18 protein-coding genes are annotated in these 18,789 nt (G+C 48.5%); 14 read left to right on the top strand and 4 right to left on the bottom strand.

Annotation, left to right across the window (positions count from 1 at the left end; all coding sequences use genetic code 11):
• The first annotated feature begins 305 nt into the window (after window positions 1-305).
• From DCCM_RS06935 to DCCM_RS06970, 8 genes are all read left to right on the top strand, one after another.
• The gene (locus tag DCCM_RS06935; RefSeq protein ID WP_104371698.1) at window positions 306-1,256 is read left to right on the top strand and encodes a biotin/lipoyl attachment domain-containing protein; all 951 of its coding nucleotides are present in this window, start codon (window positions 306-308) and stop codon (window positions 1,254-1,256) included.
• Window positions 1,256-1,948 carry a YggS family pyridoxal phosphate-dependent enzyme gene (locus DCCM_RS06940; protein ID WP_104371752.1) on the top strand — a complete coding sequence of 231 codons (693 nt, stop codon included), beginning with the start codon at window positions 1,256-1,258 and terminating at the stop codon, window positions 1,946-1,948. The genes DCCM_RS06935 and DCCM_RS06940 overlap by 1 nt, the downstream gene beginning before the upstream one ends.
• A 22-nt stretch (window positions 1,949-1,970) precedes the next feature.
• On the top strand, window positions 1,971-2,414 hold the full coding sequence (locus DCCM_RS06945; RefSeq protein WP_104371699.1) for a cell division protein SepF: 444 nt from the start codon (window positions 1,971-1,973) through the stop codon (window positions 2,412-2,414).
• A 55-nt stretch (window positions 2,415-2,469) separates the two neighbouring features.
• A complete protein-coding gene (proC, locus tag DCCM_RS06950) occupies window positions 2,470-3,294 on the top strand; it encodes a pyrroline-5-carboxylate reductase (RefSeq protein ID WP_104371700.1) in 825 nt (274 codons plus the stop codon).
• 122 nt (window positions 3,295-3,416) lie between these two features.
• The gene (locus DCCM_RS06955) at window positions 3,417-3,680 is read left to right on the top strand and encodes a YggT family protein (RefSeq protein ID WP_104371701.1); all 264 of its coding nucleotides are present in this window, start codon (window positions 3,417-3,419) and stop codon (window positions 3,678-3,680) included.
• A 15-nt stretch (window positions 3,681-3,695) separates the two neighbouring features.
• The gene (locus DCCM_RS06960; RefSeq protein ID WP_104371702.1) at window positions 3,696-4,478 is read left to right on the top strand and encodes a YlmH family RNA-binding protein; all 783 of its coding nucleotides are present in this window, start codon (window positions 3,696-3,698) and stop codon (window positions 4,476-4,478) included.
• Window positions 4,479-4,565: 87 nt separating this feature from the next.
• Complete coding sequence (locus DCCM_RS06965; protein ID WP_104371703.1) at window positions 4,566-4,847, top strand: DUF167 domain-containing protein; 282 nt, start codon at window positions 4,566-4,568, stop codon at window positions 4,845-4,847.
• Between the two features lie 83 nt (window positions 4,848-4,930).
• Window positions 4,931-6,058, top strand: a complete 1,128-nt coding sequence (locus tag DCCM_RS06970) for a YeiH family protein (protein WP_307718801.1) — start codon at window positions 4,931-4,933, stop codon at window positions 6,056-6,058.
• A gap of 136 nt (window positions 6,059-6,194) precedes the next feature.
• On the opposite strand, the gene DCCM_RS06975 is transcribed toward DCCM_RS06970, so the two are convergent.
• The 3 genes from DCCM_RS06975 to DCCM_RS06985 are packed head-to-tail and all read right to left on the bottom strand — an operon-like array spanning window position 6,195 to window position 9,878.
• Window positions 6,195-7,634: a PAS domain-containing protein gene (locus DCCM_RS06975; protein WP_104371704.1), complete on the bottom strand. Its 1,440-nt coding sequence runs from the start codon at window positions 7,632-7,634 to the stop codon at window positions 6,195-6,197.
• A gap of 17 nt (window positions 7,635-7,651) precedes the next feature.
• Entirely contained in the window at window positions 7,652-8,266 is a 615-nt protein-coding gene (locus DCCM_RS06980; protein ID WP_104371705.1) for a response regulator transcription factor, read from the bottom strand.
• Window positions 8,259-9,878: a sensor histidine kinase gene (locus tag DCCM_RS06985; protein ID WP_104371706.1), complete on the bottom strand. Its 1,620-nt coding sequence runs from the start codon at window positions 9,876-9,878 to the stop codon at window positions 8,259-8,261. The genes DCCM_RS06980 and DCCM_RS06985 overlap by 8 nt, the downstream gene beginning before the upstream one ends.
• A gap of 355 nt (window positions 9,879-10,233) precedes the next feature.
• Here DCCM_RS06985 and DCCM_RS06990 point away from each other — a divergent pair, with 355 nt between their 5' ends.
• Complete coding sequence (locus DCCM_RS06990) at window positions 10,234-11,574, top strand: YeiH family protein (RefSeq protein WP_104371707.1); 1,341 nt, start codon at window positions 10,234-10,236, stop codon at window positions 11,572-11,574.
• 247 nt (window positions 11,575-11,821) lie between these two features.
• Here DCCM_RS06990 and DCCM_RS06995 read toward each other — a convergent pair whose 3' ends face one another.
• Window positions 11,822-12,190 (bottom strand): hypothetical protein, encoded by a 369-nt coding sequence (locus DCCM_RS06995; RefSeq protein WP_104371754.1) that lies wholly within the window; start codon window positions 12,188-12,190, stop codon window positions 11,822-11,824.
• 349 nt (window positions 12,191-12,539) lie between these two features.
• Between DCCM_RS06995 and DCCM_RS07000 the strand changes: the two genes are divergently transcribed.
• From DCCM_RS07000 to DCCM_RS07020, 5 genes are all read left to right on the top strand, one after another.
• Window positions 12,540-13,016: a universal stress protein gene (locus DCCM_RS07000; RefSeq protein WP_104371708.1), complete on the top strand. Its 477-nt coding sequence runs from the start codon at window positions 12,540-12,542 to the stop codon at window positions 13,014-13,016.
• Window positions 13,017-13,151: 135 nt separating this feature from the next.
• A complete protein-coding gene (locus DCCM_RS07005) occupies window positions 13,152-13,424 on the top strand; it encodes a hypothetical protein (RefSeq protein ID WP_128739107.1) in 273 nt (90 codons plus the stop codon).
• 755 nt (window positions 13,425-14,179) lie between these two features.
• On the top strand, window positions 14,180-15,214 hold the full coding sequence (locus DCCM_RS07010; protein ID WP_165792044.1) for a zinc-dependent alcohol dehydrogenase: 1,035 nt from the start codon (window positions 14,180-14,182) through the stop codon (window positions 15,212-15,214).
• Window positions 15,215-15,308: 94 nt separating this feature from the next.
• Window positions 15,309-16,325, top strand: coding sequence for a TAXI family TRAP transporter solute-binding subunit (locus DCCM_RS07015; protein ID WP_104371711.1), 1,017 nt, complete (start codon window positions 15,309-15,311; stop codon window positions 16,323-16,325).
• A 104-nt stretch (window positions 16,326-16,429) separates the two neighbouring features.
• Window positions 16,430-18,313 carry a TRAP transporter permease gene (locus tag DCCM_RS07020; RefSeq protein WP_104371712.1) on the top strand — a complete coding sequence of 628 codons (1,884 nt, stop codon included), beginning with the start codon at window positions 16,430-16,432 and terminating at the stop codon, window positions 18,311-18,313.
• Window positions 18,314-18,789: the final 476 nt, after the last annotated feature.

Genomic DNA, 18,789 nt, shown 5'->3' on the forward strand with positions numbered 1-18,789 from the left:
TATAACAGGTAAAATAAACAAAAATAGTGCCCGGGTGAAACCTCAAAAACGCCTGAAATAAAGGCGTTTTTATTTTTCTCGCAGGATTTTCCAGGTGCATTGTCGAATATAGATTATTTCAGAAAAAGGTCAGGGACACGCCTTCCCGGGATATCTAAAATTTTAAACCGTAAAACAAAAATCATGAAGGAATGTCCACAACGCATGTCAGAGGACACACCTTCTAAAAATACTAAACTATTGAATAAGGTTCACGAAGGAAGGTCCCCGGCTTATATCCGGGACATTTGCAGGAAGGTGTACGCGTGAAAAAAGAGGTTGCCGGTGAAGGCAGGCGCCCCTTGCGCCGCAGGAACTGGGCCGCGGTATTGATACTGCTTGCCTGCGGAGTTTTTATCCTGTTTATTGTTGCGACCCAAATTTGGCAGCTTATTTTATTCAGGCTGATTAATATTGAATTTTTAACCCCGGCTGTTTTTAATCAGGCCGATTCCGTAAATTGTTTGCTGATAAAAGATGAGACGCTGATAAATGCTCCCGTGGGGGGCAATTTCAGGCTTACCGTAAATGAGGGTGTCAGGGTTAAGGCCGGCCAGGAGGTGGCCAGGGTTTCAGCCCAGGCCGGTGAGGGCGGAGCACACGCGCTTGCCGCTCCCCGTTCCGGGCTGGTTTGCACGCATATCGACAACAGGGAGAATATATTAAAACCGGCTTATATGGATGCATTGGATATATCGCAGCTTCAAAAAATAACTGAAAATGCCCGGCCCGGAGAAATTGTTGAAAAGGGCCAGTCGGTGGTGAAAATTGTGGACAATCTTGCTCCGCTGCTCATATATCTGCAGGCGCCGGAGGAATATCCCCGGGAGAAGCTGCGCAAGGGCGGGGCTTTGACCCTTTTATGGAACGGCAAGGAATTGAACGGCCGGCTGGAAACTTTGAAAGAAGCCGTTAACAGGACGGAGCTTATTATAAGAATCAGCGATTATCCGGACAAACTGGTGCATCTTAGGAATGTGGACATGGAACTGCTCCGGGACAGGGTGACGGGATTCAAGGTGCCCTCTTCAGCCCTGGTGGAGAAAAACGGTGTTAAAGGAATTTATATTTCCAGCAAGCAGCGTGTGGAATGGTGTCCGGTGGAAGTAAGGGGCCATATGGACGGCGAGCCGGTAATCGCCGGAACCGGACTGGGGGCAGAAATTCGTTATATAAAAAATCCACGATGGGTAAGGGTGGGAGATAGGGTAGAGTGATGGAAGACAGTATTGCCGCCGGTTTAACCCTGGTAAGGGAAAATGTGAAAAGGGCTGCCCAAAGGGCGGGACGGGACCCTTCCGGGATAAAACTGGTGGCCGTAACCAAAACAGTGGGGCCGGATGCGGCTAAAAGGGCTATAGATCTGGGAGTAACCGCCCTGGGGGAAAACAGGGTGCAGGAAATATTGGCCAAAGGGCCGTTATTGCCCGGCGGTATTGAATGGCACCTGATCGGAACACTGCAGACCAATAAGGTCAAGCCGATAATTGGCAGGGTTAATCTCATTCATTCCCTGGACCGCTGGCACCTGGCGGAGGAAATAAGCAGGCGTTCGGTGGAGGCGGGACTGGCGTCCGGTGTGCTGGTACAGGTTAACGTGTCGGGGGAGGAAACAAAATCCGGATTATCCCCGGAAGAGGTGGCGGATTTTATTAAAGACGCCCTAAGCCTGCCGGGGTTGACCATAAAGGGCCTGATGACCATAGCTCCCTACGTGGATAATCCCGAAGAAGTAAGGCCGGTATTCAAGGAATTGAGGTTGTTGTCCGAAAATATTAAAAGTAAAATCAGTTCGGTGGAATTAGACTGTCTTTCCATGGGGATGACCAACGACTATACCGTGGCGGTGGAAGAAGGAGCTAACATTATAAGAGTGGGAACGGCCATTTTCGGAAAGCGAAAATATTAATGCCTTAAAGGAGGTATATCAGATGGCGGCAAAGAAATTGATGGATAGAATGCTCGGGTTTATGGGATTTGAAGAAGAACCTCTGGAAGATGAAGAAAAATGGCGCGATGATCGTTACCGCGAGGAAGAGGAAATCACTCCGGCCAAGCGCAGGGGGCAGGTGGTAAACCTGCACGCCCAGCGCCAGATGAAAGTGGTGGTGGTTGAGCCCCATGATTTTAACGAGGTGCAGACCATAGCCGACAATTTAAAGAGCCGCCGCCCGGTGATAATAAACCTGGAAAAGGCCGATGCGGAGCTGGCCAAGCGCGTGGTGGACTTTATCAGCGGCTGCACCTACGCTTTAAACGGTTCCCTGCAAAAGGTCGGCAACGGTATCTTTCTTTCCGTGCCCAGCAATATGGACATTTCCTGTGAATTGAAAGACCAGATCAAGGAGCAGGGCATTCTTTCCTGGATGCGATAGTATTTGTTTTCCATAAGCAGTGTCCCCTAATTGACAGAATACAGGAGGAGTTTAAATGCCCTTATCCGGATTAAAGATAGGCTTTTTGGGCGGCGGCGCCATGGCCGGGGCCATCTTGACCGGGCTGTTGCAAAAAGGTATATTTGCGCCGGAGAATGTATATGTTACCGATATAAACAGGGAGCGGCTGGAACTGCTGAAGGGCGAGTTCGGCATTAATACGGCCCTGGATAATGCCTCCGCGGCTGCCGTGGCGGACATAGTTCTGCTGGCTGTCAAACCCTTTGTGGCGGAAGGGGTGCTGCGGGAAGTCAGCGGCAGCATTAAATCCGGTCAGACATTAATTTCTATAGCCGCTGGTATTTCCACGGCCATGCTGGAGGAATACCTGGGGATTCCCGTGGCGGTGGTGCGGGTCGCACCCAACACCCCGGCCCTGGTGGGTGACGGGATCAGCGCCCTCTGCCCCGGCAGCCGGGCCGGTAGCCGGGATATGGAGCGGGCCATGGCTATTTTTTCCGCCGTGGGCAGGGCGGTGGAGGTACCGGAGTCCCAGATGGACGCGGTAACCGGATTGAGCGGCAGCGGTCCCGCTTACATGTTTGTTATACTGGAGGCGCTGGCGGACGCCGGTGTCAGGGTGGGTTTGCCCAGGGACACGGCTTTGCTGCTGGCGGCCCAGACCATGCAGGGAGCTGCCCGGATGGTTCTGGAAACCGGCGGCCATCCGGCCAAAATGAAGGACATGGTTACAACCCCCGGAGGAACCACCATCGAGGGTCTTTTTGCCCTTGAGCAAGCCGGATTAAGAGGAGCCCTGATGAGGGCGGTGGAGGTGGCCACCCTTCGTTCCAGGGAAATGGGAGCTGGTAAAAAATAATAAAAAAAGTTGGGCATATACCAATCAAGGAGCGGGGACATACCTTTATTGGTTTTTAAATTTCATTTTCTTTTGGGTTTTCCAAAAAGAAAAGTTCCCTAATTGTGTTTAGGAGTGCAATAATGAATTTAGAGTATATTGTAAACATAATATTTCAGGTTTATATATGGCTTATCTTTGCGCGGATCATCCTTTCCTGGGTGAGACATAATCCTTATCAGCCGGTAATTCGTTTTATCTATGAAGTTACCGAACCGGTTCTCGGTTTTTTCAGGAGAATTATACCACCCATTGGAGTTGTTGATATATCCCCCATTGCAGCCTTTTTCGCCCTTGAACTGTTAAACAGGCTTATCATTCAATTGTTGCGCATGCTGGGTCTTTAGCGGAGGGTGAGTTCTGTGTCCCAACGGGAGCGGCTGCTTACCGGCGTTCAGGGCGAGGATAGAGACATACTGGCCAGGGCGCTGGATCTGGCTGATTTGGTTAATCGTTACCATCAGCCCCAATATACAGATTTCCACGACCCGTATCATGCGGGTCTGATTATTTCTTCACTGTCAAGACTTTCTTCAATAACCTGCGGAGTTGATGGAGGCTACCCCGGGGCCGAGAGGCAGAGGGTGGTCATCTGTCCGGATTATATTGAACCGGAGGATGCCGGGGGATTGGGCTTTTTTGCCGTGGAGGGCAGTTTTGGGAACGCCCGGCCTTCCCACAGGGATTTCTTAGGCTCACTGCTGGGTCTGGGATTAAAGCGGGGAAAGCTGGGAGATATACTGGTTAATCCCGGGGGAGCCCAGGTGGTGGTTGACGCCGGTATAGCCGGATTTATTAAAAATAACCTTCTAAAAGTGTCCCGCTGGGAAGTAACCGTGCGGGAGATAACCAGGGAAGAACTTAAACTTCCTGAAAGGAAGTTTAAGGAAATAAATTCCACAGTGGCTTCCATGCGGCTTGACGCGGTGGCCGCCGTGGGTTACGGTGTTTCACGCTCCAAAATGGTTACCGAAATAGCCGCGGAAAAAGTTCATCTAAACTGGCAGCCCTGCCGGGATTCTTCCAGGCCGGTTAAAGAGGGGGATGTCATTTCCCTAAAAGGCCGCGGTCGGCTGGAGGTCTCCATGGTTAAAGGAGTTTCCCGGGGAGGGCGAATTTTCGTAACCCTACACCGGCTGCTCTAAAAAGGGGGTCAGGCCTGCGTTATTGCACTTTTTATTAAAAAAGTGCAATAACGCAGGCCTGACCCCAATGGATCAAGGTGACGGTGGATGTTGCACTTAAAAGAAGACGGCACCGGGGTGATTATTAAAGTCAGGGTGCAGCCCCGGGCCTCCAGAAATCAATTGGCGGGTATAATGGACGACGCCCTGAGGGTAAGAATTACCGCTCCCCCAGTGGACGGAGAAGCCAACGAGGCTTGCATCAAATTTCTGGCGGAGGTTTTCAAGGTCCCCCGCCAGAGCGTTCAACTGGTTTCCGGCCATACCGGCCGCAATAAAATGATTCGCATTGCCGGAATTAACGCCGAAAGAATTTTACAAATGATTTAAACCGGGGTCAGGCTTGCGTTATTGCACTTTTTAATAAAAAGTGCAATAACGCAAGCCTGACCCCGTAGAATAGGGGTAGTGTTGTGCTGGTTCAGGGGTTTAGACTGGTTTTAAAATTAGTGCCGGGGATCCTGGTTATGCTGGCGGTGGCCCTGCTGGCCAGGGGCGGCGCGGATTTGGGGTTCCCGCAGTGGCGGGGCCTGGAGGCTTTGTTTGCTTCAAATCCGGTAACCAGTAAATTATTGATAGATATTTTACATTTGAACTACATACTTATTTCCATATTGGCCGGCATGCTTTTTAGAAATCTGATCGGTTTACCGGATGTGCTAAAACCGGGCATCAGGACATCCCGCCTTTTTATTAAGATTGGCGTTATATTGCTGGGCTCTTTATACAGTGTGGCGGATCTGGCCAGCCTGGGATTGAATGCTTTCATAATTATTTTTGTCTTTATTGCGCTGATTATTGCCTTTACACTTTACCTGGGACAGAAGATTGGCATGAACCGGGCCTCTGCCTCCATATTGGCCGCCGGCACCGCGGTATGCGGGGTCTCCGCCATTGTGGCCACGGCTCCCGCGGTAAGGGCCAAAACTTCCGATGTGGCTTATTCAATTGCCACCATTTTGTCGGTGGGGGTTATATTCCTGCTGGTCTTTCCGCCCATCGGCACTCTTATCGGTTTGACCGCCCACCAGTTCGGGGTCTGGGCGGGAACAGGCATTTTGAATTCCGGCCAGGTGCTGGCGGCCGCCCTTGCCTTTGACCACGGCACTGCGGACAGGGTGTCCGAAAGTTTAAAGACAGGGGAAATATTTAACCTGGCCAGAATAATTTTTTTGCCTTTCGTGGTGCTTGCCCTGGCCGTGTACAACAGCCGGGGGGAAGATAACGATGACGAATACCCCGCATACACCGGTTTCTGGGATAAGTTTCCGTTATTTATTATCGGATTCTTTGTGGTGGTGATAATGACGTCCTTTGGGCTGTTGGGCGAGACTTCACCCCCATCCCCCGGGATCGTGCTTATCCGCAATCTCTATAACTGGTTTTTTGCCATAGGATTATCCGGGCTGGGTATGCAAATATCATTTGAGGAGCTGCGCAAGGCGGGCGGCCAGCCGCTGCTGGTGGGAACGGCGGCGGCCGTGCTTAAAGCCCTGCTTGCCCTGATTGTAACACTGCTGTTTATTCCGGCCCGGCCGTGAATATTTATGGGGAGGTCCTTGTAATGCCGGAAAAAAATGCCCGGGACAACTTAAACCTTTTGTTTGATTCCGGGAGGCTGGAGGATTTTGCCGCGCTGGCCATATCCGCGCTGATATTAATTTTAGTGCTGTTATTTTACTGATTACTGCCGCCCTTGAGAAAGACCACAGTTCCGGCATAAAAACTATTGTCGTCGTACAGGGGTATCAGCTCGCAGATGGTTTCACCATAGGAAAGCACGCCCCTGGCGGGGGAGTTTGTGCCGATGCTGTTTTCAATCAGGTCCGCCAGTTCGGAATTTGCCTGGTTTATATTTATATCGTTTTTAACATTGCCCAGGTAGTAGCTGGCCATCAAATTGAAGTTTATTATTTTTCCGTCCTTATCAACAAATATTATTCCGTCCTGTGAATACTCTATAATTTTCTCCAGCGCCTTGCCGCCCAGCTTGTCTTTTTCGTGGCTCGGACTGACAACCACCAGCGCCCCCAGCAGTTTTCCGTTTTTAACAATGGGTGAAGAAATTATATCAATCAGGTTGTTTGCTGTTTTTAAAGTTAGCTTGGTGCCGTCATTATCTGTGGGACCAATGATTTCCTTAAGCCGGGTCTTATTGAAAATTATTTCCTTTTCAGCAAAAATCTCGTATACAATGTTATTGGCAAAGACTATTTTGCTAAATTTGTTGGCTATAATTATGCCTTCTTTTAAATGATTGAAAATATTAAAATCTATATTTTCAAAATAGGATTGCATGTTATTGGCATTTAACAGCTCCACTATAAATTGATAAATAAGGAAATATAAAGTAAACAGCAAAAACATGATGGTGATAATTCTATAAGCGGCAAAATTACTTTGCTTGCTGAAAAAATAAACGCTCATTGATGTATTTTCCAGATCTATTCTGTGAATTGCATAACGGGCATCCTGGGTTTTAAATATTTCCCTGTCTGTGAGAAAAGCGCCGTAATCTGCCTGTTCAAAGGGCCAGGCCAAGGGTAGTCCGCCCCTGTCGATTATTGCCGCCTTGATTTGGTCGGTATTGTATTTGAGGATAAATTCATTGACAAAATCATTTGCGTTAAAAAGCAGCACCAAATAACGGGCGTTTTCATTAACGCCGCCGTTAATTCCTGTCACAACCGCCAGCCCGCTGGCATGCTCCCCATTTTTTACGGCGTATATATATGGGACGCCCTGTACGGTTTTTTGCAACGCGGACCGGGGGATGCGCAGGTCCATACCATTATAAGAATTTATAATATTGCCCGAACCATCCAGCAAACCGATATTTAAAATCCTGTCATCCTTTTGGGCAATAGCTTTAAAGCTGCCGATTTTATCCGTTGTGACATTTGTAAATAAATTTGACGCGTTTTCCGTTATAAACTGCAGATCCTGGATATAGGCGGCAATTTCACTTGAAACAATAGTTTCGATGTTGTTTTCATTATCAGCGATGATTTTTTTGATGTAACGAAACTCCCATATGAAAAACAAAATAATTAATGTCAAAAAAAAGATTATGGCAAAATACGCCAGAACCTTTCTTTTGTTGGCCGGGTTGTTCACTGCCGGGGGCCTCCTTTCTACCGGATCAACCCTTTTTTGGCAGCAGTGGCCAGGGCTTCTTCAACGGTATCAACTCCCAATTTGGTGCAGATGCCGGTTATTCTTCTCCTGAGCGTGGATATGCTCATATAAAGAGATGAAGCAATGGATTTTTGCGTGGCTCCGCCGGCCATCATTCTTAATATTTGCATTTCGTATTCTGTCAGGCTGCTTTCATTTAGTCTCATGATAACTTCAACATTCAAACCGGGATAAAGGTAATGCCCATCCCGCATGGTTATATTTATTGCCGACTTGATTTCATCAAAGGAGGCATACTTGGGAATAAAACCATGGACCCCGGATTCCAGGGCCTTCTTGATAAACAAAGCGTCGTCATAGGTTGTTAATGCTATAAACCGCACGCCGGGAAGCTTTTTTTTAAATTCCTTGCACAGGTCAAGCCCGTCGCCGTCCGGCAGTTTTATATCCAGTAAAATGACATCGGTATCGGGTTTTAATTGCTCCAGGGCTTCCCTGCAGGTGGCGGCCTCGGCGATTACCTGTATCCCTTCTTCCATTTCCATTAACCGCTTTAAACCTTCCCTGACAATATTATGGTCTTCCACCAGCATAACTTTAATTTTAGCCATTGTTTTTTCCTCCACTGCTCAAGGGAATCGTCAAGGTTAAGGAAAATCCGTTTTCATCGCTGCCGTAGGATAAGTCACCGCCTGCCAGATTAGCCCTTTCCTTCATCCCCCATAAACCTTTTCCCGCCACAAAATCCTCCATCATATCGCCGTTATCCATAATCTCAACCTTTAAAACATCTTCTTCCTCTTTAAGGTAAATATCCACTTCGCCGGCGGTGCTGTGCTTGACCACATTGCTTAAGGCTTCCTGAATAATCCTGTAAATAATTATTTCAACCTTTTTGTTTATGTTTAAAGTTCTTTCCTTATAGAACATGTACACCCTGATGCCCTGCATATTTTCAAAATTGGAGGTGTAGGATTCCAGGGCGGATACCAGGCCGACCTCATCAATTAAATAAGGATGAATGTCATTCATAATGCTGCGCATGTCCATGGCCGCGTTTTGGCAGTGGGTTCTGAGCTTGACCAGGCTCTCATGGATACCCGGCGGCACTTCATTGTTGGCCCGGAGGATATAATCCAGTGAATGAATGATAGGTGACATGCCCCTGCCAATCCAGTCATGTATTTCAATGGATATTTTTTTCCGCTCCGCTTCGATTGTATCAAACAGATATCTTTTATTTTTTTGCATTTCCACGGTATTGACAATTAATACGGCGCCTGTCAGCCTTTTAGAGAAAAACATGGGGTGATAGTCCACATTTAAAAAAGATTTGCTGCCGGCGCTGTTTAATATAATCTGTTTATTAATTATTTTATCCTGGTTTAGGAGCACGCTGAAAAGCGGCTGGATTAAATTCTGAATAAACGGAAAGGCCGCGGAAAGCTCGTTAAGTGTTTTGCCTAAAATATCAGGCTGTTTAACATTCAATAACTTTTGTAAAGGTTCATTTACCCTGGTGACCCTGCTTTCCCGGTCGATAACCATTACTCCATCCCTGTAAAACGCAACAAGGTCGGCGGAAAGTTTGCCGCTTTCCAGCAGAGGATGGAGCAGCTTGCGGACACCCAGCAGCAGCAGCAATAAAATCATCAGGACAAGCCCGAGGGATAAAATGGATATTCTATTCTGGATATTGGCAACCCGGGTTGTTTCATCCTTTAGGCGGGCATCCCCGGTTAACAGCAGGCTTCCGGATAACTCCAGCATTTCTCCGGTCATGGCATCAAACTGCCCGCCGTTAACGGCTATGAATTCGTCCTTTTTGCCCGCCTGGACAGCCGGAAGCACTTCTCCCCGCACGTAGGATATATAGTCCCTGGTTTTTTCTATGAGGTTCTTTAAATCAGCTTTTCTTTTTTCGGAACCGCCCCTGTTGAAAAGATCGAGTTCTTTTTTTACAACGTTAATACTCAATTCATTGAATTTTTCTATTTTCCCTTTATCGGCATAAAGCATGTAGGCCTGGGCATTGTATGTCAGGGCCGAGATATTATTAAAGAGATTGTAATTGGCGGAGGCCTCCTCAAGTTCCCCGGCAATATTTTCAATCCCGCGGGTTTCCACCCGGGCACTGTAAAAGTGCAGCAGGGGCACAAGTAAAATTACCGTCATTGTTATATAAAACCATCTGCCCGGGGCTTTTTGCGTAGTTATTTCCATTTACCCCCTTCTATTTTTATTAAATATATTTTCTCTTAAATGAAAGGATTTATCAAAAAGTTGAACATTTATGTTCAACTTTTTGATATCTTATGGCCGGATGCTGAACATGAAAATACCATTCAGCTCTCAAATTGTTGATTAAATGAAAAAATAATATAAGATTTCTATAATACAATCAATACCAAGATTATTTAAACAGTTATATAATATCCGGTTGATTAATGTTTTCGGCATATTACAGAATTTTTTTACCCGGGCCTGTTTAAAACGGTACTTGTCAACAATGCCGGCTGTTATAAGTGCCCCGTTTTAATCAATTAAACTAATAATTAATTACAAGGGGGGATTTTCCATGTCTAATAAACCTGTCGCCGTAAGCGGCGGCTGGTCGGACCTTTACAAAAAGGAAGATTGGTGGGCGGTCTGGCTTGGCGTCGGAACGGTGATTGCCGCGATATTATTCTGGATTTCCGGCGGCTCGATAAAACCGATTGCCGTAAGCATTTCCAAATGGTCCGACTTTAGCGCCGTTTCAGCGTTTTTAGGTCAAAACCTGGGTGCCCTGGTGATGATGTTTGTTGTTTTTGCCGTGCTTTTCTCCGTTGCGGTTAAAATACTGGGGCATAAATTAAACCAGTTTATTCCCGGATTTATTATTATTTTTGTAGCCAGCGTTATAGTCTCCATTTTCGGTTCCTGGGAGTGGGCGCAAAAATACAACCTGGAGCCTCCCCTGGTAGCCCTTGGTCTTGGCCTGCTGGTGGGCAACGTCATACCAATGCCCAAATGGATGGAGGCATCCTTGAGAACAGAATTCTACGTTAAAGTAGGTATCGTGCTGCTGGGCGCCACCCTTCCATTTACCAAAATTATAGAGGCGGGCCCGATGGCCTTTACCCAGGCCACCGTTATAGCCGTAAGCACTTTCACGGCCATATACTTCGCCGGCACCAAATTGTTTGGGCTGGATAAGCGTTTTGCCGCCACGCTGGGCGCCGGCGGCTCCATATGCGGCGTGTCCGCCTCCATTGCCATCGGTGGGGCCGTTAAGGCGGAAAAACAGCATGTGTCAGTGGCTATCTCGCTGGTTGTGGTCTGGGCCATCGTTATGATATACGCACTGCCCATTTTCATCAGCCTGTTTGGAATTCCCGCCGGCCCGGCCGGGGCCTGGATAGGCACTTCGGAGTTTGCCGACGCCGCCGGCATGGCCGCTGCCGCCGCCATTGGCGACCAGGCTATCACCACCTTTACTTTGATGAAGGTAGTTGGCCGTGATATGTTTGTGGGAATCTGGTGCTTTATTCTGGCCCTGATTTCCATTACCGTGTGGGAAAAGCGGGAAGACGGAACCAAGCCCCAGGCATCTGAAATATGGTACAGGTTCCCCAAGTTTGTTATTGGTTTCTTTGTGGCTTCCGCGCTGGTTACATTAATTATCGCCGGTGCCGACGCGGCGACTTCAAAGTCGATCACCGACAATGTCATTAAACCCATACAAACTCTTAGAACCTGGGCCTTTATTTTCTGCTTCCTGGCCATTGGCCTGACCACCCGCTTCAAAGAGCTGACCTCCGTGGGCTGGAAACCCTTTGCGGCTTTTACCACCGGGGTATTGATCAACGTGCCCCTGGGTTATATCATCTCCATCCTGCTGCTGGGCGGCTATTGGGCTGCCGTGGCTGTTAAATAGAATAGCATTTGGCGAACGGGAAAGGCGCGCATAAGCCATGCTTATAGCGCGCCTTTCTGTATTTTTATCTCGCTAACAGCCTGCGTCCTTAAAGGTCCGGGATAAACAGGCAATTAAGGAAAGGGGACACACCTCTCTTTAAAGGTCAGGGGACACACCTTCATTTGGAGCATACCTTTAGGGCAGAAGGAATGTCCCCAACGCATGGTCGGAAGGGAGCCCCTTCCGACCTCAAGGCTCACTTATATCACAACAAACCCCATTTACGCTCGTATTCCACCTTTAAAACAAATTCATCGTCGTTGAAGCCGTTATCCTTTAGCAGTTTGAGAGCGTCGTTAAAGTCGTAGGTGCTGGTTTCCAGCAAAATCTTGTCCCTTTTGCCGCTGGTGGCCCAGCCGTCATGGGCGGACATTAAAATCTCCATCATTTTGGCTATCCTGTCCAGCCGGTTATGCAAAAAGCGGCTTAAATCGGCCACTGCCGCCGGTTCTATCCCGGAAGACTTTACTATGCTCTTTAAGGGAGGCTCTTCCCCCTGCCCCCATTCCCGCTTTTCAAAGAAATCAAATATAAACTTTACTTTTTGGATACAGGTTATGTTTTTTTCATCCATGGGGCACGCTCTTCCCGTCATTTCGTTTTTGTAATCATACCAAACAGCCCGGATATTTTCAATGTTTAACGGCCCCGTACTCTTCCGGCAAGTTGGCAATGCGGGAAAAATTTTGTTTCCCGTTCCTCCCCTTGAGGAGTTCCCGCACCCTGGGGCATCCCCGTTCATGGCCGCGCTTATCATGGGCTCACCGGTATTGCCGGCGCAGGACGCGGCCGGCATAAGGAACTTTTTCTTACAACCTGTCAATCACCTGTCAGGATATTGTTTAATTATACGGTTTATAACACATAAGATATGTGGTATATAGTGTTAAAGTAAAATTATCGAGAAAAACAGGGAGTACATTATGCAAGGACAAATATTGTTTGTAACCGACGGGTCGGCTTCCTCCAGGGACGCGGGCGCAGTGGCCATTGAACTGGCCGGGCAGTGGAACGCGCCGTTGCGGGCCATCGCCGTTATAGATGAAAGTTGGGAGAATATGCTGGGTGATGAGTGGATCAATTCCTCCGGCGTCCGGAACAATTTTTTTCAATGGCTGGGAAAAGACCTGCAGCTAAACGCCCGGTCCGTGCTGGACGAATTCTGCAGCCGGGCAAAGACCCGGGGTCTTCTTGTTCAATCCGACATTATAAAAGGCAGGCCGGATAAAATAATCATCAAATCCGTCATTGATTGTGAAACAGCGCTGCTGGTCCTGCCCAATCCTTATGCCACCAAGCCCGCCGCGGAGTCCGGCTTGAAATATAATCTCAATGCCATTGCCCGCAAAGTAAACTGCCCCATCTGGGTGGCAATGGCGGGGCGGCCCCGTCAGTTTTGAGGGGAGCCACTGGGAACCATGGAGAAACCCCTTCACCGGCCATGTCAAAGGCCTCTTTTTATCTCGCCAACAGCCTGTAAGACCGCGTCCTTGAAGGTCTAAAAGGTATGCCGTGCAGTCAATGCGCGGCTTTTTGTGTTTGAAGCGCCTATGAATGTGCCTGGGAAAAATACCTGCCTCCGATTTACCGAATTACTGAAGCTAATTCCTTTCCCCCGGACCACCAGGCCTGTTCACCCGCTTAAAGGCCATTTGACCGCCTTTAATATCAGCGGGGCTTTGCAGGCGGGACCTTTTTTCACCGGCCTGTCGATGACCTTTATCGTTTCCAGGTTAAGAATATTTTTTGGGGAAAAGGTGGGGCTTTTCCGGGGTAATGACATAATCCACCAGTACGGGTTGGGGTGACCCGGCAAGTTGGTAAATTGCCCGGAACCGCTTTTCTGCGGCTCTGCCTCCGGGTGACAGGGTTAGAGTGGAATGTTGCTTATTGACTCCTTAATGCCTTCATCATTTCTGCCAAACCGGAGGCTATTCAAAGCAATTCAATGATCATGACCAAATTTTTTATTGGGTGACAATAGGGGCTTCTATTGGTGAGACTGGAAAAAATAATTGCCTGTTTTCTTAACTTTTTGGTGTTTTTTGAATGGCATAAAACTTGCGTTGTACTCATGCTCAACCGCTAATTCCGGTAATATAAAGCCTTTTTCACAATTTATTTTGATCATTTAGCAATGGAATCATAAGCAGGGACCGTGGAAAACCAATCTAATCCGGGTTAGCAGATGAAGCTAAAACCGTTTTTAAGTCTCCTTTTCGGAGCGGGGAGCATTTAACCGGGCGGCGGGAAGGAAAAAAACAATTAGGCAATTTAGTTATAAAGCAGGGGTTTGAAGTGGATTGCCGGGGCGGAAACATAGGTTTTTCAATCATACAAGGGTATCCGTTTGCAAGGCGGAAAGCTCAAAGCTAATTTTGTTGATCATAAATGGGAAGGAGGTAGCCGGTATTGTTGCTAAGGAAGTAGCCGGAATAGCAAATACGGCAGAGAAAGAGTAAAAATCTATTAACGGCAAAGCCTGAAAACACCGCCTCCGGCAGTAAGCTGGAATCTAAAAGTAAACAACTAAATATCCAAGTGTTGAATGGAGGGAAAACAATTGTTGGCAGCCGTTGTGATTGAACCGGGAAAATTAGAAATACAAGATCTACCTGTGCCCGGCCTGGGTAAAAATGATGTGTTGGTCAAGGTGGCAAGCTGCGGTGTGTGCGGCTCAGATGTTCACGCCTTTGAGGGAAATCATTTTAGGACAACATATCCCAGGGTTTTAGGGCATGAATTTAGTGGTGTTGTAGCGGAAATTGGTTCAGGAGTAACAAATTTTAAATGTGGCGACAGGGTTTGCGCAGAAACCAATATACCTTGCGGTGTATGTAAAATTTGCAACTCAGGATTGCCTCATCTGTGTAAATCGGTAATAGTAATAGGTTTTAATGCAGATGGCGGCTATGCGCAGTATGTCAAAGTTCCCGCTGATAATTTGATTCCGGTACCGCATAATATGACCCTGGACCAGGCAACGCTTACCCAGCCCCTGGGAGTCGGCTACAAAGCTGTTGTGGACCATTCATGTGTTGAAGAAGGAACCACGGTGGCTGTTTTGGGGGCCGGTCCCATAGGTTTGGGCGCCATTGCCACAGCCAGTGCCCGTGGTGGAAATGTTATTGCCATTGACTTGTTTGAACATAAATTAAAGACCGCCAAAAAAATGGGCGCCATGGAGGTAATTAATGGCAAAGAGGAGGACGTTGTAAGTAAAGTTTTGGAATTAACTGATGGTCACGGGGTTGACGCTGTTTTCGAATGTGCGGGCGGTGACCAGGACGTTACCATACAACAGGCAACGCAAATAGTCAGGCGGCGGGGCGAGGTCATTGTGGTGGGAACCTTTGGGAAAAAAGGAGCCAGGGTGCGTATGAATGATTTGCGGGCAGGAGAGATAACCATAAAAGGGACCCGCGGCCAGTACAAAAAGTATGCGCCCTGTCTGGAGATGGTCTCAAACGGGCAAATCGATGTAATGCCAATGTTAACCCATACTGTGTCCCTGGAGAATACATTAAGGGGCATTGAATTGATGGCGGGGAAAACCAATCAACAGGTGATAAAAGTATTACTAAAACCCAATGATTAATTTTATTGGGCCTTTTGCCGGGAGCCGCCGCCGGATACGGGGGGCGGCGGAGATGAGCGTTGAAACCTGTTTAGTTGGTTAAGGAGGGAAAAACATGTTTAAAAGATCAACAGGTATATTGGTGGTTTTGTTTATGCTGGCACTGGCCTTGACCGGGTGTCAGAGTTCCAAAAATGAAACAGCTCAGGATACGGGCAACGGAGTCGACAAATCCGGCTGGCCCAAACAGCTGACTGCGGTGTGCGGCCCGGAGGGCGGCAGCGGCTTCTCCCTTTTAAGCGTATGGGCGCCCATAGTTGGGCAGGCGACCGGGGCCAATCTTTCAGTTCAGGCAACCGGCGGCAATGTGGCCAATACCATCATGGTGGATAAAGGCCAGGCGGATATGGGGCTTAGTACTGCGGCCCTGGCCGCTGAAGGTATAAAAGGGGCTGATTGGACCAATAACCAGGCCTTGGGCAATTATAGACTGGTTGCCGTGCTTCAGACATATGTGGGCCAATATTACAGCATGGCCAAAAGCAATATAGACTCAATAGATGCCATGAAAGGAAAGCACATCTCAGTGGGTAACGCCGGTTCCGGCAGCGATACCTGGAGCCGCCGGGTACTGGATGCCTTTGGCATTACCCCCGGCAAGATCAGCAATATGGCCCCGGGGCAGGGCAATGATCTTTTAAAGGACGGCCTGCTTGATGTACAGGCTGTATTCGGCTCAGCCCCGCACAACTCAATTGCCGAGATGCAGGCCGCGGAGGATCTGACGGTATTTGGACTGGGCAAAGAGAAGTCGGAGGAATTTGTTTCCCGGTACCCGGGACTTTTTGTCTATGAAATACCCGCCAATACCTATAAAAACCAGAAGGAACCCATCTATTCAATAGCTGAACCGGTGGTTTTAATTGCCAATAAGGATCTTCCCGATGATCTGGTGTATGAAATAACCAGGGCCACTTTTGAAAAGCAAGATGAGCTTGTGGCGGGATATAAACCTTTCGGTGAAGTTAAAATCCAGGATGCCCAAAAGGGTTCCGTGATGCTTCACCCGGGCGCCTATAAGTACTATGTGGAAAAGGGCATTGATATTCCGGAACAAATATCGCCCAAGTGATTTTTGCAGTATTGGGGGAGTGTAAGGGCAGGGCATCGTCCTGCCCTTACACGGCAGTTTATCCACCGTAATTGTTTAACTAGTCGAAGGGGGGCGTCCCTGCCATGAATAGTGGCGACAATTTAACAGAAAATCCAAAATTTTTGCTTATTAGAAAATTTATTACCTGGTTTGCCGCTTTGTCGGTTCTGTTTCATATTGCCGCGGTTTCTATTTTTCCTGTGGATCCGTGGGTTTTAAGAGGCGCTCACGTAACCCTGGCCGGCATTGTTTTCTTTATCGGCTGTATCGCCACCAAGGAAGGAAAAATAGAAAAGGCATGGTATATAAGCCTTATTTTGGCCATTGCCAGCCTGGCCGTGGGCCTTTATATCATGTTTGAGTATTCGGAGCTGTATTACAGGCTGGGACTTAACCCGACCCGTTTGGATGTTGTAATGGGCCTGATCTGCATATTGGTGCTGTTTGAAATGACCAGGCGGCTTATGGGCCTGGCGCTTCCTTTAATAGCGGTGGCCTTCATTCTGTATTCGGTTTACGGGGGGTATTTACCGGGGGTTTTTGGGCACCGGGGCTTTTCCCTTTCCGATACCGTAAGCTTTCTATTCAGCCCCCAGGGTATATATGGAACCGCTGTTCAGGCGTCAGCCTCCGTGGTGATTCTGTTTATTACCTTCGGGGCTTTCCTGAATGTCTGCGGCGCCAGTAATCTTTTCATCAATTTGGCCCTTTCCCTGACCGGAAGAATAAGGGGGGGGACGGCTAAGGCGGCAATTGTGGCCAGTTCTCTTTTCGGCATGGTTTCCGGCAGCGCGGTGGCCAATGTTGCCACGGTGGGCACCTTCACAATCCCCTTGATGATCAGGGGGGGATACCAGAATCTCTTTGCCGGAGCTGTAGAGGCCGTCGGTTCCACCGGCGGGCAGTTAATGCCCCCGATCATGGGCACTTCGGCTTTTATTATGGCGGAGTTTTTGGGCATACCATATGTGGAGATTGCCCTTGCGGCTATTATACCGGCATTTCTTTATTACCTGGCGGTATTTTTACAGGTTGACTTCGAGGCGGTGCGCCTGGGCATCAAGGGCCTGCCCTCCAGCGAACTGCCAAAATTTTGGGAAACCGTAAAAAAACATGGCTATTTAATGCTGCCGATTCTTGTTTTGATGTACACGCTACTGGTTGTTCAGAGTTCCACCATCAGGGCGGGTCTGTTTGCCATATTGACAACCATCGCGCTGGGAGTGATAAGCCGCTCTTCCAGGCTTTCGCCGGGTAAAATTCTCAATGCCCTAAGTGACGGTATGACGGGAATTGTCAGCCTGGCCGCGGCAACAGCCACGGCGGGAATAATAGTCGGGGTATTAACCCTTACGGGCCTTGGCCTGAGAGTTGCCAGTATAATACTGTCCGTTGCCGGCGACAATTTGTTTTTGACGCTTCTCTTAACCATGATGATTTCAATTGTTCTGGGCATAGGATTGCCCACGGCCCCCTCTTATATAATTGCCGCTTCGGTGGCGGCCCCGGCCTTGATTAAACTGGGGGTGCCCGATTTGGCCGCCCACCTGTTTGTTTTTTACTATGCAGTTATTTCCACAATTACTCCTCCGGAATGCCACGCCGCCTTTTCAGCCGGCGCCATAGCCCAGGCGGATCCCATGAAAACCGGATTTGTGGCCTTTAAGCTGGGGCTGGCGGCGCTTATCGTGCCCTTTGCCTTTGCCTATGACTCGGTGTTGCTGCTGGACGGCACGGTGGTGGAAGTCGCTTTGGCTGTCCTCACTTCATCCATCGGCATATACGCCCTGGCCCGCTCGACGTCCTACCCGGGCCATAACAGAGTTGAAAGGTTGATATTGTTTGTGGCCGCGGTGCTGCTGATAATACCGGGGATAAAGACTTTTGTGCCCGGTCTGGCCCTGCTGGCGGTGGGACATATCCGCGCGGCGGCAGGGTATATGAGGGCCAGAAATCTGAGTAACTGACGGCATTGGGCCATCCCTGGCAAAGCAGGCGCAGAAAGCCGGTCCTGCCAGGAGGTCCCGATTTCCTGATTATTTGGGGGTGCCGCCCCCTGATTACGCTGCCGCCGCTTTCTTGTTTAAAAAAGCTGTACAGGGATGTTTGTTTATTGGCCCTATATCGTCTCTATTTTCCGTCCGGGCCGGCGGGTATTTGAAGTGATCCGGTTATGTGGCCAATTCCTTTTTATTGGGTGGTAATAGGGGCTGTTATTGGGGAAAAAGGTAAATATAATTGCCCGTTCTCCGGGGTTTTCCGGCGTTTTTCAAATGGCATGGAACTTGCACTATATTCAGGAGCATCTGCTTAATTCATGGTAATATAAAAGTCTGTACGAAGCACTATAAAGGGGCATTATGGCCATTTGGCGCTCAAAACCCGGAGCGGGTGTCCGTGAAGAACCGATTTAATCCTGATTGGTTGTTTTAAATTACCCGGG

This window comes from Desulfocucumis palustris (assembly GCF_002933875.1).
GTDB lineage: Bacteria > Bacillota > Desulfotomaculia > Desulfotomaculales > Desulfocucumaceae > Desulfocucumis > Desulfocucumis palustris.